Origin of the sequence: Pseudomonas sp. MF4836, assembly GCF_002018875.1 — a bacterium.
Lineage (GTDB): Bacteria > Pseudomonadota > Gammaproteobacteria > Pseudomonadales > Pseudomonadaceae > Aquipseudomonas.
Window position 1 is genome coordinate 42,239 of the sequence record NZ_MVOL01000008.1, and the last position, 16,267, is coordinate 58,505.

Sequence of the window (16,267 nt, forward strand, 5' to 3'; positions counted from 1 at the left end):
TCGCCAAGGGCCTTTTTCTTTGCCTGGCGATCAGTCCGCTAGGGCAGTTGCACCCGGCGAACCTGGCCGGACAGCGCGGCGACGCCGTTGTCCGGTGTAGGCAGGGGGCGACCGGTGAGACCCATGCCTTCGCTGATCAATACCGCCCCCGGCACCAGGCACAGGTTGGAGGGGGTATCCAGATGCTGGGCCAGCAGCGTGACCTGCCCGGTGTTCAGGCTGCAACTGAGCAGCCGGCCACTGAAGCGGGCAAAACCGCCGTGCAGGCACTCGCCGGCCCAACTTGGAAGCAGGGGTTGCAGCAGACGGTCGCACAGCTCCAGGACCAACACCTGGCCGTCCTGGCTCAGGGCCAGGCCGGTGGGCAGTTGCAGGCCATCAATCAGCACCTCAATGCGCCCACTGTGCAGCCAGACCCGGATCACCTGGCCGGCACGCTCGGCGAAATCAATGCCGCGCCGCGCCGGATCGCTGTGCAGCTCACCCGAGAACAGGCTGATCAACACGGCGGCGGTCGCCGGTTCATAGACCAGGGTCACCGGCACCGCTTCCTGGCCCAGGCCCAGGTCCGGCAAGTCGAACAGCACGCGCTCTTCCTTGTCGCCCTTGAACTCTACCAGTTGATTGGTATCGGGTTTGACCGCCAGCCAGCTGCGGCGCACCGGGTGATAGCACAGCGAGTTCAGGTTGCCGCGGCTGTTGAATACCGGCTCGGGCGGCCGGTATTGCAGGTCGAGGATTTTCGAGCCTTCGACATAGTTGGTCTGGCTGACCAGGCAGCGTCCGTCGCCACAGGCGATATCCGACAGCCCCATGATTTCATCGCGCAACATGCGCGCCTGCAGGTTCATGGAACGAAAGCCGTCGGCCACGATTTCCGGTGGCAGATACGCCCCCGGCATATCGGGATCGGGGCGCAGGCGGCTGATGCGCCCGCTGAAGCTTTGGTCGGGCAGGCCTGAACCGGCTTCGGCCATCAGCAGGCTGCCGTCGCTTTGCAGGCACAGGCCCCGCGGGTTCAGCAGCCCTTGGGCGACGATGCTGCTGGGGCGCAGGTTTGGCGCCGGGTGGGCGGGAATCAGGATCGGCATCGGCATGGCGGCTCTCCAGTGCAAAGGGGGGGCAGGGCGTCATCACAACTGGGGCTGCCAGGGCTCGCTGGTGAGCCAGGCTTTGAGCAGCGCCCGCTGGCTCGGTGACATCGAGTGCACCACTGGCATGTACAGCGTGGTGCCGTTATAGACCTCGGAGGTGCGCGCCAGGATCATCTGCCGTGCGTTCCACACCGCATCCTGCTGGTTGAGCGGGATGTAGCGCGACATCGCCGGGAACGCCAGGTAGTGAAAACGCAGCACGTGTTCGTAGACCTGATCCCAGGTAACGCTGGTGCCCGGGGCGATGCCGAAACTGGTCTGGGCGAACTTGCGAAAGTTGATGAAATACGCCCCGTCGTCGCTGCCGACGACGCTGAAATTCAAGGTGGCAAACCCGGCCTGGGGTTCTGAGCCTGGCTTGAGGGTCACCTTGAAGCTGACGCTGGCACTGCCTTTGCTCACGGTCAGTTGCGGCTCGAACACCAGGAAGTCCCAATATTCAGGGTCCAGGTACGGGGCGTGCTCGTCGTCGTTGGAAGGGCCCGGTGTGATCTTGATCACCGTGTCTTGCGTCACGGGCCCGCCCAGTTGGGTCACGTTCAGGGTGATCTGGACCCCGTCCGGGTGGTCGTCCAGGTAGATATTGCGCTGGTCGGCGCTCAGGCGATAAGCCTGCTCGGGGGCGTTCACCGTGGTCTTGGCGAGGGTCAGTGGGGCCTTGATGCCCAGTGGCTGGCTGGCGACCAACTGTTGCTGCTCGGCGCTCAGGGGCAAATCAACGATGCCGCCGTAGAGGTAGTAGTACTGCAGGTCTTTGCCGAAGGGGCTGAGGGTGGTCAGCCTGGTCGATCCAGCGGTGATGGACACCGGGCCGTAATCCGCATTGGGCCCGATGGGGCTGGTGATATCGGTGCGCACGCTGCGAAAGGCCTGCTTGGGAATGATGTTGAGCATGTCGATGCTCAGCAGCTCATCGCTGGTCAAGGTGGCGTAGCCGGTGCCGCCGCTGGTCTGGTTGATCAACTGGCGGCCAGCCGGAAAGATCAGCGGCTCCCCGGGGAACGCCGGGGCCAGGGTGCCGACCATGCGCCCGATGCTCGGGTTGGCGGTGAAGAGCTTGGCGGCGTAGTCGGCGTCGAGCTCGGCGGTGGTCATGCTCGGGCACATTTCGAACATGACGAAGCGCACCACAATCCCGCTGGCTCCCGGCGCTTCGATGATGGACTTCAGAATCGCGCTGTCCTGGTTGTAACTGACGATGTCCTTGAGCGGGAAGGTCAGCTGGAAGGTGCCGCTGATCCGGTTCGACCCGGGCGCATCGGGCTCACCTTCGAGGATCCGCAGGGCCACGTCGAAGCTGCTGCACACCGTATTGCCGCGGATCAGCAATTGAGGGCTGTCACTGCTGCCGATCTGCAGGCCACCGACGAAAATCTGCGTGCTGATGGTCCCGGTCGGGTCAAGGTCGACCATCATCGGCCCGGTGACCGGCGGGTTCTGGGTGACCGGGTCCACCGAACCCATCAGGTACAACGGCTGGCCGATCAGGTCGCCATGGGTGCTGATGTCTCCCGGCTGGCCCTGGGAGCTGATCAGCACGTTCTGCATGTCGACGGAGTGCTGGCCATAGTGGTTCCAGCCGCCGGCGGTGTACTTGACCCCGGTGGGGGCGTTGATGAATTGGTTCAGTTGATCATCGCTGTAGGCCTGGGCCGGGGGCGACACGGTCGAGGTGGTCAGGTCGAACAGGGCCAGGGTCTGGCCGTTGTCGATGGGGAGGGTCGCGGCGTTGTTCGGCACGCTGACGTTGGTGCGGATGCCGCCCCAGAAATTCAGCCGTGGGCCATTCAGAATACTCATGGTCTATTCCTCATCCTTGATGGAAGTGCCTGCGGGTGCCTTGGCGAATTTGAACAGGTAGGAGAAGTCCGCCTTGAAGCGGCTGTTGATCGGGGTGGCCTTGGAGTGGCAATCGGTGCAGCTGCTGTTGGGCTGGATATAGCTTTCCATGGTCACGTTGGCGGCCAGGGCCGGCGTCGGCGAACCCTGGGGATTGCTGGGGTTGCTCGGGTCGCTGGGCCATTGGGTGGTCACCAGCTGGTAATACTTGAACACCGTCGATTGCACTTGCGCAGCGGCCTGGAACTGACTGTTGAGGGTTACGGTAGCCGGGGTCAGGGGCGTGAACCGGTCCAGCGGATTGGGCGTGGTGAAGCTGGTTCCGGGTTTGGGCTGGCACACCTGGTGGCCATCCTGCAGGGTCCAGTTGCAAGGCGACTGGTTGAGGCTGTCGGCGGGGGCGCCGGCGTTGAAATAGGAGTACTTGACCCCCGGCGCCGGCTGATTGACCCATTTTCCCTCGACCAAGACCTTGGGTGGAACGTTGTCGACCTGCTCGAAGGTCGACCAGATCCACTGCGGATAACCCGGCGCCTTGGTGATGATGTGCAGGCCGACCAGGCCCAGGTTGACCTGGGTGGTACCGTCCGGGACGCCCTGGTCGTTGAACTGGGTGACCGTGGCGGGCATTTGCAGGTAGCGGCTGGCATCGTCCTGGGCGGTCAGGATGCGCCAGCTGGATTTGATCTCGCTGGTCGCACTGGGAAACTTGATGTTGCTGGCCTTGGACACGATGTCGGCGTTGTAGAAGTCGTTGGCGACGATGTAGTTGTAGGAGGCCTCGTTGGCGGCCAGTTCGTAATAGGTGGGTTTTCCGTTCTGGTCGATCAGCCAGCCGCCGACCGCCTGATTGTCGGAGTGCACGACGGTGTTGTTCTTCAGCGCGGCAATGTTGATCAGCCGCAGGCGCTTGGCCTGCAACGCCGAGTTCCACGGTCCGGGCGGCTTGGCGCCGGGGAGGAAGATTTCATCGACGTTTTTGTAGGTTTGCCACACGGTCGGGCCAGGGGCGCCCAGGGCCGCCGAGCAATCGGGCTGGCCCCGGGCTCCGGCCTTGGCGGGCCAGCTCAGGGCGACAAACATCTGCCAGCTGTAGCGATCGAACGCATCCTGGCTGGCGTCGGCGATGGGCACGACGCTGGGTGGCTGGCATGAGAGGTCGATGCCCGAGGTGGTCTGGGCCGGCTGCTCCCGGGCAACGGCGGGCAGGCTGAGCAGGCCGAGCAAGATCAGGCTAAAGCGCGGAAAAGTGTTCATGGCGATCCTTCGTCATTGTCAGGGTTGGCGTTGCATCAACTTGTTCCACTGCGCCGATTTGCCGTTGCTCTGGCCGGTAGGCGGCTCGAACAATTGGCAGGGTGGCGGGTTGCTCGGGCACATGGCTGCGACCTGGTCCCAGGTCTTGGCCGGGTCGGGTTTCTCGATGCGGAAGTTGACGTAGTTCTGGCTGACGATGGGGGCGTTGGCGACGCTGGCGTCCCCGGAGAAAAAGAACGACTGCGGCTTGCGGTAGGGCGGCGTGCCGGTCTGCGCCTTGTTGAAGGCATAGCCGAACAGGATCGGTCCCTGGGGCGAATCCAGGTCCAGGGCGTAGGCCTGCACGCTGCCCTTGAGGTTCTGGCTGCGGCTGGGGCTGTAGGGCAGGTGCTGCACGAAGTCCTGGCGCGGCGGGTGGTTCATCGGCGAAAAACTGCAACAGGCCGGCATGTCCTTGGGGCGATCGTCGTAGGTCAGGAAATACGCCTTGTTGCCCAGGGAGACGAAGGTGCAGCTGTAGTTGTTGTTCTTGATCGGGAAGATCGGCAGGCAGTACTTCTCGTAGTGCTCGAACATCGCGCCGTAACCGTCGCCATCGGGCGGCAGGTAGCCGGTGTCGTAGTAGCTGGTGCCCTTGGACACGGTGTAGTCCGAAGGTTTCAGGGTGCTGGGCGGCGAGCTGTAGGGCGGCGGGTTGTTCTGGTAGTTGGTCATCACCCGGTACATGGTCCAGTCGCTGATCCAATAGGCCGGGAAGAACGGATCGCTGGGATCGGTGGGCGCACGGGGGGCGACGCAGTTGCCGTTTTTGGCATTGCACCCCAGGGTGTTGTGCACCCCGTTGGTGAAGTACACGGCGGGGCTGTCGTCCTGGGCGAACAGCGGCGAGCTGATAAGCAGGGTCGGCAACAGCAGCCGGGTAAAGAAGCTGGCGTTCATAAGACACTCCCTTGAAGTGCCGGGTGAGGGTGTCACCCGGCGTTCCTGCGTGATGCGTTGGCGGTCAGTTGAGGGTGTTGAAGTCACTCATGCTCAGGGGGATGGGCGGGTAGTTGCGCTTGACCAGGGCCTGGGCCCACAGCTCGAGAATCGCCCGCCGGCTTTGCGACATGTCGCGGGTGATGGGCATCGAGAGCGTGCTTTCTTCCTGATACGGCTTGCTGATCAGCACGATCAATTGGTCGATGGCGCCTTCGACCCGGGTCTGGGAGTTGAGCGGCATGAACTTGTTCATGATCGGGTACAGGTAATAGAAGGGCTGCAGGATCTGCGCGTAGATGAAGTTGTTCCACAGCAGCTGGCTGGCGTTTTCGCTCTTGTAGATGGAGTTCCAGTAGTTGATGAAGTTTTGCTGCAATTGCGGCTCCATCGGCAGCACGCGCAAGGGCGCGAGGAAGTCGGCGTAGCCCCCGGTGTAGTCGAAGCTGAAGGGCACCTGTGGCGCGCTCGCGCCTTCTTGCAGGAAGAAACGCAGGGTCGGAAACCCCGGGGCCACGGCGCGCATTCCCAGTTGCGCGATGCCTCTGGCGTCAGTGCGGATTTTAGTGATGGAGTAGTTGATCAGCCCGCCACCGGGGGTGTCGCGCAGGTTGCCACTCCTGGCAAACGGCTCATCGAAGGCCAGGCACGGACGCAGATTGATCGCGGTCGGCTTGCTCAGGTACTGCTGATAGCTGATGGGGATGCCGGGTGGCACCGCCGCATCATTGCGGGCGTCCGTCTTGTGCAGTGCGGTCAGGCGTCGCCCGCTGCCGGTGGCCAACTGATTGGCAATCGGTGGCGCGTCGGTGAACTGCGGCAGCCAGGGCTCGTTCGCGTTGCGATCGTCCGGGTTGTCATAGAACAGGGTGAAGTTGGCCGGGTTGCTGAATGCCAGGTAGTAGTTGCTGGTGGTGATCATGTAGGCGTTGCCGTACTCGGCGACCCACAACACGGTGCCGGCCGGGGCTGGGACGCCGTCCTGCTGCACCATGATCTGCAGCGTTTTGTGATCGCCCACATCAATGAAACTGCCGCTCTCGATGACCTCGGCGGTCCACTTGCGCTGAGCGGCGGCGACCACGGGCGTGGCGCCTTGCTGTTGCAACAGCAGCGAGCCGTTCTCCAGGGCGCTCTGTTGCCCGCTGTTGATTGGCAGGTCAAGCAGGCCCGAGCGTTTATCGAAGGCCGCCTGGTTGTACTGCTCGAAGCCGAACTGGGCCAGGGGTTGGTACTTGCCGTTCAACTGCACCCCCACTGTGTAGTTGCCGGCGTTGAAGCGTTCCGCCTTGGCGATCGGGGCGCTGGGATCGACCGGGTAGAACGGGAAGCCGTTGGACAGGTCCAGGGACAACACCCCCGGGTTGATCTGGGCTGAAATCACCCCCAGCTGGGTGCTCGACGGCTGGGTGTCACCTGGGGTTTTCTTGTACACCGGCACCTCGCTGGCGGGCATCAGGCGCCGGCCGCCGGGGGCCGTGGGGAACTCGTCGGCAAACCACAGCCCAAGGGTACCGGCGGTGCGGCTGTAGGCCGGGTTGAAAAAAATATCGGCGACGTTGTTCAGCCCCTTCTCATACATCACCCGCACCTTTTCCATGTCCGCAGGGGCATGGGAGTGGGTGTTGATCGGCGGGAAGTCGTTGAAGACGCCGTTTTTGTCGTAGAAGGTCAGGTAGGTCGAGAACCGGAACATCAGGCCCTTGGCGCCCTGCTGGGTCATTTGCTGCTGGAGGTTTTTCAGCAGCACCGAGTTGCCGATGACCCATTGCAGGTTTTCCTTGGGAAAGCAGGTCTGCCAGGTGGTGGTCACGGTACTCAAGCCACCGAACGCGCCCCAGTTGAAGTTGAGGAAGCGATCGAGCATCCGGTACTGGCGGTTGAGCGTCAGGCCGCATTGGGCGTCGCCCAGCACCAGCTTGTCGAAATACAGCGCGGTGAAGGTGTTTTGCCAGGGGCTGATATCGACAAAACGCGCGGCACTGGGCGCGTTGCCGCCAAAGGGGTTGCCCTGCAACTGGTAGTTCTTGCTGACCAGGGCGTCCTGGAGGATGTAATTGTTGGCCTGCAACTCGCCACCCACCACCACCGAGCGGGTGTCCTTGTGGGTCACCGTGCCGCAGGCGTTGTCGCCGAACAGGTCCCATTCGGCGGGCATGAAGGGGTAGGTTTTCGGGTTGGCGTTGGTCGGCACCTGCAGCACGTAATCCGGGACCTGGTTGTACGCCAGTGGCCGGATCGACCACGGCATCAGCGCGGTCGGGGCGTTTTGCGGGGTGACGTCGTAGTACTTCAGGAACGGCCAGTTCATGTCCATCTTCACCGCGTCGTACAGCGGGAACACGTCGTTGTTGTTGGCCGTTGGCGGGTTCCAGAACATGTGGCCGTTGAGGTAGATGCGGGGGAAGTTCAATACGCTCATGTCATGCTCCTTAGCGTTGCCACTGGGCGCGTTTGAGCGACCAGACAAAATCCAGTTTTTTGTAACCGGCATACGCCGAGTCCGGCAGCGGAGTGGTCGGGTAGACGATGCCGCCCTGTTCTTTCAGGGCGAAATTGAAGTAACCCTTCTGGTTCGAGTAGGCGGCGGTGCTGTGGCAGGCCAGGCACGACGAGGTGCTCTGGAACGCCGACTCCAGCTGCGAGTTGGCCAGCACCTGGGTCACGGGCTGGAACTCGACGCCGATCAGTTCGTACTTCGACAGCCCGGGGTAGGTGGCCTGGAAACTCAGGTTCACCGGCTTGGCCGCCGGGGTCGGGCCGGTGGTGTTGGTCATCGGCGTGGCCGGTACGGCATTGGTCACGGTGTACTTGCTGTTGTTGACGTTTTCGAAGGTGGTCCACACCCAGTTGGCGCTCAGCTTGTTGATGACGTGCATGCCGCTGAGGGCGGCGTACCCGACCTGGTACTGGTTCTTGTCCGGGTAGTAGGCCTGGATGATGTAGTAGCCATCGTTCTCCAGCTTCTGCTTGAAGGCGGCATCGGTGCCGATCCAGATCCACGAGGTTTTCAGCTCCCAGGCGGTGCTCGGGAAATTCAGGTTGCCGGTTAGGGCGGCCTGGCCGTTCACGTTGTAGATCTTGTTATTGAGGATGTAGTTGAACGTGTCCTGGCCCATGAGTATGTGAAAGCGCACCGGCTGGCCGCGTTGCGCTGCCGGCACCTGGTTGCCCATTTGCAGGATCAGGCCGTCCACCTGTTGCGTGCTGTCCAGGTTCTGGAACACCCGGTTGGGGTTCATCCCCAGTTTTTGTGCCTGGGCCTGGATCGCCATAGGCGTGGGCTGCTGCGGCAGATAGGGCTTGGGCTGGGCGCCGTTGGCCAGGTACACCTGGTCCGACGGCTTGAACCCTTCCCAGACCCGGTTCGGGCTGCCCTGGGCCGAAGGCTGGTTGAGGCAGACGAACCAGTTCCAGGCCTGGGTTTCCGGGCTTTGCAAAAAGTTGGCCTTGGTCTGGCTGGGGTTGGCTCCGTACGTGAGGAAATTACCGCAGTCATAGGGAGTGGCGTTCTGTGCCTGCGCCAACCCGGCGAGTGCACTGAGAACGGTTATGGAGATGGCTCGCCGCATGGAAGCTCCTTGGCATTGGCCTTGTCGTGGTATGGGCGCCCCAGGAAGTACTGCAGGAGCAGTTGCTTGACTGCCGTGACCGGAAGTTGCTCCGGTAGCGCCAGGTCGCAATTGGTGATGAGCAGCGGGCTGCTCTGTGGGCTGTCGGGCAGGCGGCCATGGCTGCCGCGGACCATCCGCGTGTCCAGTGGGATCAGGTCCATGTAGTAGCGAAAGCCGAGTTTTTTCTGCAGCAGGCGGCGGGCGATTTTCAGCTTGGGCCAGCGGATGGCCGGGTCGATGAACATCTCCAGCGGGTCGTAGCCGGGCTTGCGGTGGATGTCCACGGTACGGGCGAAGTCCGGGGCCTTGCGGTCGTCCAGCCAGTAGTAGTAATCGAACCAGTAGCCGGCAGCGGCCACCACCACCAGCTCGCCGCTGCGCGGGTGGTCCAGGTGCCAGGCCCGCTGTTCGGTTTTGTCCAGCACCTGCTCGACACCGGGCTGGCGCTGCAACAGGGCCTTGACCCGGGCCACGTCCTGGGCGCGGCGGATGTAGATATGCGCGACCTGATGGTCGGCCACGGCAAAGGCCGCACTGGCGCCGGGGTCGAGCAGTTCCCAGGACAGCGACTGGCGGACCTGGAGCAAGCCTTCCGAGCGCAGCAGCCGGTTCAGCGAGACCGATTGCTGCACCGGCTCGATGCCGTACTCGGACAACAGCATCACCGACGCGCCCTGTTGCTCGGCAAAGTCCAGCAGGCGCCCGACTTCATGATCGATGGCGCGCAATTCATCGGCCATGGCCGGGTGCTCCGGCCCTAGGCGTTGCAGGCCGTAATCCAGGTGGGGCAGGTAGACCAGTTGCAGGTCCGGGCGGTTGATCTGGAACTCGGCCATGGCGCAGTCGACGATCCAGCGGCTGGAGGCAATGCCCGCCGCCGGCCCCCAGAAGCCATGGAACGGAAACTCGCCGATCTGCTGCTCGATGGCCTCGTGCAGCCCGGGCGGGTCGGAGTACAGGCCGAACACTTTGCGCCCGTCGGCCGGGTAGTGCGGGCGCGGGGTGATGGCGGCCGAGACCTCGGCGTACATGTTGAACCACCAGAACAGCTGGCTGCAGCGAAACCCGGGGATCTCCCGTTGCAGCACCTGCCAGACTTTTTCCCCCTGGATCAGCCCATTGGGCTGTAGCCAGAAACGCACCTCGGCCTGGTCGCGAAAGTACCAGCCGTTGCCGACAATCCCGTGCTCCGATGGCGCGCTCCCGGTGAGGATCGAGGCTTGCACCGTCGAGGTCACGGCCGGGAACACCGGCTGCAAACGGGTCATCTGCCCGCCGTGCAGCAGTTGATTGATGCGTGGCGTGGCGGCCCCGAGCAAACCCGGGGTCAGCCCGACCACGTTGATCAGCAGCAGCGGTGGGCGCGGTGCTTCAGCGGCCATGGGCCACCTCCAGCGGGCGTGGGTGGGCTTGCAGCAGTTGCCTGGCCCGCAGTTGCTCCTCGACCCATTGCAGCTCGCGGGCGATGCCCTGCAACTGCGCCGCGGCGCTGTCCGGGCGCAGCGGCTCCGGCAGCACGCCCCAGCTGTAGGTCTCGACCTCTAGCACCGGACGCAGCGCCGGATGCTCGGCCAGGTAATCGAAGGTCTGGGCCAGCGCGCCCTGGCTGCCGCTGAGCTCCGGCAACAGCAATTGCTCACTGAACAGCGGCACGTGGAAGTGGATACGCAGCTCCGCTTCCAGGACCCGGCCCTGGGCGATGTCCTGCAACACCGCGGGCAGGTCGGGCCAGGACAGCAGCCGGCCCTGGACGTCGCGAGCCTTGACCTGATGCAGGTACACCACCTCGGCAAAGTCGCCGAGGGCCTGGACCACCGCCGCCCGACGTGGATGCTCCGCTGCCGGCAGCTGGCAGACCATGGCGCTGGACAGCTGGATCTTGCCCACCGGTACGCCGGCCTGTTGCAGGCGGTGCAGGGACTGGTAGCAATCCTCGAACAGCACCGCCTGATGGCAGACGTCGAAACACAGCGCCAGGTACTCCTGGTGCGGATCGGTAGCTTGCCAATGCTGGAAAAAGGCAATGGCCTGGCCGGTGCTTTCCAGCACGCAATCGGGCTCCATTTCCAGGCACAGCCGGATCTTCTTGCCGCTCTCCTGATACAGCCTGGCCAGGCCCGCCGTGAGCTGGCGCAGTTGCTGTTCGGCACTGTGCTGCAAGGCCTGATTCCAGTGCGCGGCATACCCCAGGGGTACGCTGGACATCACCCCCTGGGTGCAATCTGGGGGCAGGGCATCGGCCAGCAGCCGTGCCAGTTGCAGGCTGTAGTCGAGGCGCTGCGGATCGGCCCAGTGCGGGCGGTAGACCTCGGCCTTTACCGCCCCCTCATGGAACCGGCCATAGGGGAAGCCATTGAGCGAGGTCAGGCGCAGGCCGCTGCGTTGCAACAGTTCGAAAAATTGCCGGCGTGCCGTCGGCTGTTGCAGCTCGGCGACCGCTCGCGCGCTGATCCAGAGACCGCTGTCCTGCTGGCTCAGCCCGCGCAGCCGGCGCACTCCCTGGAAGTCGGACTCGATCGAGGCCCGCAGCCCGGCCAGTTCCGGGGTGGGGTGCACGTTGCCGCAATAGCCGATCTGGGTGGGCGTCCATTCCCTGGGCTGGCTCATTTGATCACCGGCTCCTGGCCGCGCAGGGCCGAGTTTTCCTGCCACTGCTTGCGCTGGTCGATGGGCAGCGGGGTGCTGACCAGTGCCTTGTCCAGCTGCCCGCTCTGGGCGAAGAAATCCACCGGGTTGTGAAACAGCACCTGTTCCACCTGGGCTTCGCTGAAACCGGCGGCGAGCATGGCCTGGCCGGTTTTCGGCACTTTCAGCGGGTCGCTGATGCCCCAGTCGGCGGCGCTGTTGACCACCATTTTCTCGGTGCCGTACTCCTGCAGCAGGGCGACCATGCGCTGCTCCGACATCTTGGTGTTGGGGTAGATCGAATGGCCGCGCCAGCAATCGCTGTCGAGCACCAGGGGCAGGGTCAGTTCGTTGAGGTGGTCGATGATCACCAGGTTCTCGGCGATGCCCACCTCGCGGATCACCGCCAGGGTGCGCTTGGTGCCGCCGATCTTGTCGCGGTGCGGGGTGTGCACCAGTACTGGCAGGTTGAACTCCTTGGCCAGTTGCAGCTGGGCGGCGAGAAAGCGGTCTTCCTCGGGGGTGATGTCGTCGTAGCCGATCTCGCCGACGGCCACCACGCCGTCCTTGAGCAGGTAGCGCGGCAGGATCTCCAGCACCTCGTTGGCCACTGAGAGGTCATTGGCCTCCTTGGGGTTGAGGCCGATGGTGCAGAAGTGATGGATGCCGAACATGCTGGCGCGAAAGCGCTCCCAACCCAGCAGGGTGTCGAAATAATCGATGAAGCTGCCGACGCTGGTCCGGGCCTGGCCCTGCCAGAAGGCCGGCTCGATGACCCCGGTGATGCCGGCGGCGGCCATGTTCTGATAGTCGTCGGTGGTGCGGCTGACCATATGGATGTGCGGGTCGAAGTACTTGAGCATGGTGAATCCTCGTCGAGGGGGAGTCGGTAGGCGTGGGTTCGATCAGGAAACCGGCGGCGGCAGGTGCTCGCGCCATTCGTCCGGCAAGCGTTGCTGCTGGCTCAGGCCCTGCAGGCGTTGGCGTTGTGCCGGGCTCAGCAGCTCGAAGGCGATCGCCAGGGGCAGCCCGGGAGACACCGGGCGCCCGGCGGCGAGCTGCTCGTCCAGCAGGTCCAGGGCCAACTGGTTGAGGCTGACGCTGTGGCGTTGCGCGAGGCCTTGCAGGCGGCGCACGTCGAGCCCCATGCCCAGGGCCTTCAAGAGCAATTGGTGGAAGGCCCGTTCGCTGTAGTGGCGGGCCGGGTAGGGGGTGTCCAGGGCCAGGGCAGCGAAGACCTGGCTGTTGCTGGTGCGCCCGGCCTGCAACGCCAGCTCCAGGCCGAGCCCCTGGCGGTCGAGCCAGTCCAGGGCTTTGAGGGTGGCGATTTTTTCCTGATCGTCCCCCCACAGAAACAGCTGGCGCAGAACGGACAGTTGCTCGCTGGCCGGCTGCTGTTCCAGGGCCTGGGCCAGCAGCAGCGCGCGCGCCAGCTGGACCAGGCTCCAGCCGCTGCCGGGCAGGGCGCGCTCCTTGAGGTGGCGCTTGCACTGGCTGCTCAACAGCGCCGCCGTGCTGGCATCGGCACCTTGCGCCAGTTGCTCCAGGGCCTGGCGCCACCAGTGCCGCTCATTGTCATCAAGCTGCTGGGTGAGTAGTTGGCGCTGGGCGTCGAGGCAGTCCTGGCGCATGTCCAGGGCCGCCGATGGCTGTGGTTTCAGGTCGGTGTTCATGTGGGTTTGATCCAGCGCTGGAAGTGTGGGAGCAGGAAAAACACCAGGACGCATAACAGGCTGCCCATGGGCTGGTTGGCCACCGCCAGCACCAGCGCATCGAACAGGGGCAGGGCCGCGAGGCCAGCCCCGATAAAGGCCCGGACCTGGCGTTGCCGGGGGTTGGCCAGGTGGCGCCAGTAATGCCAGCCCAACCAGCCGAGCCAGAGCAGCAGCACCGCCCAGAACCAGGCGTTGACCGCGTATATCGCCAGTGCCAGAGGGCTCAGCATCAACAGCAGCGGCAGGCGGCTGATCAGTTGGTTGCGATGCTCCTGGCGGGCCAGGTAGGTCAGGCCGCTGATGTACACGCCAAGCAACACCGCGCACAGCCAGATCGGCTCCGGCGGCACCGCGAGGCTGGCCGCAGCGGTGAGGTACAGGGCCGAGCGGCATGCGCCCATCAGCCACACGCTGTGAGCGTATTTTTTGTGCAGCAGGTTGTAGCCCAGGATGCAGCCCACCAGCAGGGTGGCGCTGCCCAGCAGCCAGTGCGGCTCGTCGATCAACTGGCTCAGGCCCAGCACCGATGCCGCGGCCAGGGCCAGCAGCAACGCAGTGGCCAGGCCCACTTGCTGGCGACTCACCAGCCCCAGGGTGATCGGGCGCGGGTTGTGGTGCTGCTGGTCCCAGTTGGCGTCCAGCAGGTCGTTGAGCAGCATGCCGGCCAGGTACAGCAGGGACAGGGCCGCCAACAGCAGAATCCACACCAGCGACGAGGGCGGGGCGAGGGCGCTGGTGCTGCTGGCCAGCAGGGCGGCGGCCAGGGTGTTGGTCCACACCGTCGGCAGGTTTGACACCCGGCCCAGGGTCATCCAGGTCTTGAGGTTGTGCGGCGCCAGGTTCATTGCGCGCAGCCCTCGCTCAAGCTCAACAGTGGGCCGCTGCCGGTGGCCAGCCGCAGCAGCGCCTGTTCCATCAGCGGCGCGTCGATTTCATGCAGGTCCACCGACCCCCCGATGCGGTTGAGCATGGGGATCGACAGTTGCCCGCCCAGGTGCTGGCGGAACTCCTCCAGGCCGATCAGCACCTGGGCGCGGCCCTGGGCATCCTTGAGCAGCAGCTCCGCCGGGCACAGGTTGAAGCCGAGCTGGACCAGCAGCCGCAGCACCCGTTCGCTGTCGGCATCGCTCAACAGGCCCAGGGCATTGGCGTACAGCCCGTCGAGGGCCATGCCCACCGCCACGGCCTCGCCATGGCGCAGCCGGTGGTGGCTGAGGTTTTCCAGTTTGTGCGCGGCCCAGTGCCCGTAGTCCAGCGGTCGGCCATTGCCGCGCTCGAACGGGTCGCCGGCGCCGGTGATGTGCCCCAGGTGCAGCTCGGCGCAGCGGCGGATGGCGTAGCGGCTGGCGCTGTGTTCGAAGGTGGCCAGGGCTTCGGCGTGTTGCTCCATCCAGTGGAAAAACGCCTGGTCCTTGATCAGCGCCACCTTGACCGCTTCGGCCAGGCCGGCGATCTGGTCGCGGCGGGTCAGGCTGGTGAGCAGCTGGAAGTCGTTGATCACCGCCGTGGCGGGGTAGAAGGCCCCCAGCAGGTTTTTCTGGCCGAAGGCATTGATGCCGTTCTTGACCCCGATGCCGGCGTCGTTCTGCGCCAGCACCGTCGTCGGGATGCGGATCAGGCGAATCCCCCGGTGAAAGGTGGCGCTGGCGTAGCCCACCGCATCCAGCACCGCGCCACCGCCCAGGGCCAGCACGTAGCAGTGGCGGTCCAGGCCCTGTTGCAGCATGTCGCTGTACAGCTGTTGCAGCACCTGTGGGTCCTTGCTCAGTTCGCCGGCCGGCACCGCGATCGGCGCGGCCAGCAGGCGCAGGTCCGCGTGGGCGGCAAAGTACTGGTCGATCTGTTGCAGCAAGTGGGGGGCGCTTTGCAGCAGTTGCTCATCGGCGAACACCAGTGCGGTCACCGGCCCGCGATGCTGGGCGCAAAGCTGTTGGTGCAGGCAGGGGTTGGCCGGGTCGAACAGGTGGTCGGTGAACACCACCGGGTAGTCGTAGCTGACCTCGAAACGCCCGCGCAGTGGCTGGTTGGCGTCCACGGCGTGGCGCGGCTTGAGCAGGCTGCGCGCAGCGATAAACAGAGCGGGCAGCAGCATGCCGGCGAGCAGGGTCAGCAGCAGCGCATTTTGTTCCACCAGAAAACTGCCGATGGCGCTGTAGGCCAATGCCAGGCCGGCGTTGGCCAGGGTGGTGACCAGCAGGAACGAGCGCAGCGGGTAACCTTGCATGCCGGCGGCCACCACCGAGGTTTCGGCCAGTACCGGCACGCCGCGCAGGCAGATCAGCGACAACGTGCCCAGGCGGTAGCCCAGTTGCCCCGGCTGGCGCTGGTGCAGGCCCAGGCGGCCGGACAACAGCCGAAAATAGCCGGCCCCCAGGGCGTAGCCGAGCCCGGCGCCCAGGCACAGGCCGATGAAAATCACCAGGTAGCCACCCAGGCTGCCGAGCATGGCAATCGCCAGCAGCGCCACCATGCTTGAAGGCACCGGCAACACAACGTCGAACGCCAACAGGGCGATCAGCAGCAGGGCCAGGTTGAATTTCTGCGCGGGGGTAGAGGGCAGGTACAGGTTCAGATGGGCCAGGGCATCCTGGATCTGCTGTTCGAACAACAGGAAGCTGGCGATGACCAGACCGGAGAAGCAAAGCAGCGACAACCAGAAAAGTCCGGCCGACCCTCTTTGCGAGCACGCACGATACCATTGGCTGCGCTTCATCAAGCGTCCCTCTTGATTGTTATGACTGAATTCCGTGTCAGCAGTTAACGCAGTATCTGAAGAGTGTTTTAAATAACCGAGTGTCCTCGTCGGATGGGGTGTTGCTTCATCGATCGGCGATGCGGCTGAATAATAGTTATGAACTTAGTCGCGACTTGCACTTTTGCAAGCAAGGCCGGAACAAGAGTTTTTCGATGGTTTCCAACAGCGACTTCGAGACGCTGGGGATGGGCGAGTGTCTCGCGCGTTTGCCGTGTATTTATTGGGCTTCGGCCCGGTTATCCCGGCTTTTAAATGAAATTGAACATGATTGAACCCATTTGAAAAAAGATCGGTCAATGAATTAATAGCAAGGTAAACAACCAATAATGG

At 64.1% G+C, this 16,267-nt stretch carries 12 protein-coding genes; all 12 read right to left on the reverse strand.

Annotation, left to right across the window (positions count from 1 at the left end; translation table 11 throughout):
- Positions 1–38 precede the first annotated feature (38 nt).
- Positions 39–1,097 carry a hypothetical protein gene (locus tag MF4836_RS19110; RefSeq protein WP_078471569.1) on the reverse strand — a complete coding sequence of 353 codons (1,059 nt, stop codon included), beginning with the start codon at positions 1,095–1,097 and terminating at the stop codon, positions 39–41.
- 36 nt (positions 1,098–1,133) lie between these two features.
- Positions 1,134–2,954, reverse strand: a complete 1,821-nt coding sequence (locus tag MF4836_RS19115) for a hypothetical protein (RefSeq protein ID WP_078471570.1) — start codon at positions 2,952–2,954, stop codon at positions 1,134–1,136.
- Positions 2,955–2,957: 3 nt separating this feature from the next.
- Positions 2,958–4,250, reverse strand: a complete 1,293-nt coding sequence (locus MF4836_RS19120; RefSeq protein WP_078471571.1) for a hypothetical protein — start codon at positions 4,248–4,250, stop codon at positions 2,958–2,960.
- Positions 4,251–4,268: 18 nt separating this feature from the next.
- The gene (locus MF4836_RS19125) at positions 4,269–5,189 is read right to left on the reverse strand and encodes a hypothetical protein (RefSeq protein WP_078471572.1); all 921 of its coding nucleotides are present in this window, start codon (positions 5,187–5,189) and stop codon (positions 4,269–4,271) included.
- Between the two features lie 64 nt (positions 5,190–5,253).
- The gene (locus tag MF4836_RS19130; protein WP_078471573.1) at positions 5,254–7,650 is read right to left on the reverse strand and encodes a hypothetical protein; all 2,397 of its coding nucleotides are present in this window, start codon (positions 7,648–7,650) and stop codon (positions 5,254–5,256) included.
- Positions 7,651–7,660: 10 nt separating this feature from the next.
- Positions 7,661–8,800 carry a hypothetical protein gene (locus tag MF4836_RS19135; protein ID WP_078471574.1) on the reverse strand — a complete coding sequence of 380 codons (1,140 nt, stop codon included), beginning with the start codon at positions 8,798–8,800 and terminating at the stop codon, positions 7,661–7,663.
- Complete coding sequence (locus MF4836_RS19140) at positions 8,779–10,224, reverse strand: alkaline phosphatase family protein (protein ID WP_078471575.1); 1,446 nt, start codon at positions 10,222–10,224, stop codon at positions 8,779–8,781. Before MF4836_RS19140 ends, MF4836_RS19135 begins: the two co-directional genes overlap by 22 nt.
- Entirely contained in the window at positions 10,214–11,449 is a 1,236-nt protein-coding gene (eboE, locus tag MF4836_RS19145; protein WP_078471576.1) for a metabolite traffic protein EboE, read from the reverse strand. The genes MF4836_RS19140 and eboE overlap by 11 nt, the downstream gene beginning before the upstream one ends.
- Positions 11,446–12,330, reverse strand: a complete 885-nt coding sequence (locus tag MF4836_RS19150; protein WP_020297869.1) for a TatD family hydrolase — start codon at positions 12,328–12,330, stop codon at positions 11,446–11,448. The genes eboE and MF4836_RS19150 overlap by 4 nt, the downstream gene beginning before the upstream one ends.
- A 42-nt stretch (positions 12,331–12,372) precedes the next feature.
- The gene (locus MF4836_RS19155) at positions 12,373–13,140 is read right to left on the reverse strand and encodes an EboA domain-containing protein (RefSeq protein WP_078471577.1); all 768 of its coding nucleotides are present in this window, start codon (positions 13,138–13,140) and stop codon (positions 12,373–12,375) included.
- Positions 13,137–14,027 carry a UbiA family prenyltransferase gene (locus MF4836_RS19160; RefSeq protein WP_078471578.1) on the reverse strand — a complete coding sequence of 297 codons (891 nt, stop codon included), beginning with the start codon at positions 14,025–14,027 and terminating at the stop codon, positions 13,137–13,139. The genes MF4836_RS19155 and MF4836_RS19160 overlap by 4 nt, the downstream gene beginning before the upstream one ends.
- Positions 14,024–15,895: a 3-dehydroquinate synthase gene (locus tag MF4836_RS19165; RefSeq protein ID WP_078471579.1), complete on the reverse strand. Its 1,872-nt coding sequence runs from the start codon at positions 15,893–15,895 to the stop codon at positions 14,024–14,026. Before MF4836_RS19165 ends, MF4836_RS19160 begins: the two co-directional genes overlap by 4 nt.
- Between the last annotated feature and the right edge of the window lie 372 nt (positions 15,896–16,267).

Excerpts from the sequence above, each read along its gene's own strand:
- MF4836_RS19120 (WP_078471571.1), bottom strand. The coding sequence starts at position 4,250 with ATGAACACTTTTCCGCGCTTTAGCCTGATCTTGCTCGGCCTGCTCAGC.
- MF4836_RS19125 (WP_078471572.1), bottom strand. The coding sequence starts at position 5,189 with ATGAACGCCAGCTTCTTTACCCGGCTGCTGTTGCCGACCCTGCTTATC.
- MF4836_RS19160 (WP_078471578.1), bottom strand. The coding sequence starts at position 14,027 with ATGAACCTGGCGCCGCACAACCTCAAGACCTGGATGACCCTGGGCCGG.
- MF4836_RS19165 (WP_078471579.1), bottom strand. The coding sequence starts at position 15,895 with ATGAAGCGCAGCCAATGGTATCGTGCGTGCTCGCAAAGAGGGTCGGCC.
- MF4836_RS19115 (WP_078471570.1), bottom strand. The coding sequence starts at position 2,954 with ATGAGTATTCTGAATGGCCCACGGCTGAATTTCTGGGGCGGCATCCGC.
- eboE (WP_078471576.1), bottom strand. The coding sequence starts at position 11,449 with ATGAGCCAGCCCAGGGAATGGACGCCCACCCAGATCGGCTATTGCGGC.
- MF4836_RS19155 (WP_078471577.1), bottom strand. The coding sequence starts at position 13,140 with ATGAACACCGACCTGAAACCACAGCCATCGGCGGCCCTGGACATGCGC.
- MF4836_RS19130 (WP_078471573.1), bottom strand. The coding sequence starts at position 7,650 with ATGAGCGTATTGAACTTCCCCCGCATCTACCTCAACGGCCACATGTTC.
- MF4836_RS19135 (WP_078471574.1), bottom strand. The coding sequence starts at position 8,800 with ATGCGGCGAGCCATCTCCATAACCGTTCTCAGTGCACTCGCCGGGTTG.
- MF4836_RS19110 (WP_078471569.1), bottom strand. The coding sequence starts at position 1,097 with ATGCCGATGCCGATCCTGATTCCCGCCCACCCGGCGCCAAACCTGCGC.
- MF4836_RS19140 (WP_078471575.1), bottom strand. The coding sequence starts at position 10,224 with ATGGCCGCTGAAGCACCGCGCCCACCGCTGCTGCTGATCAACGTGGTC.
- MF4836_RS19150 (WP_020297869.1), bottom strand. The coding sequence starts at position 12,330 with ATGCTCAAGTACTTCGACCCGCACATCCATATGGTCAGCCGCACCACC.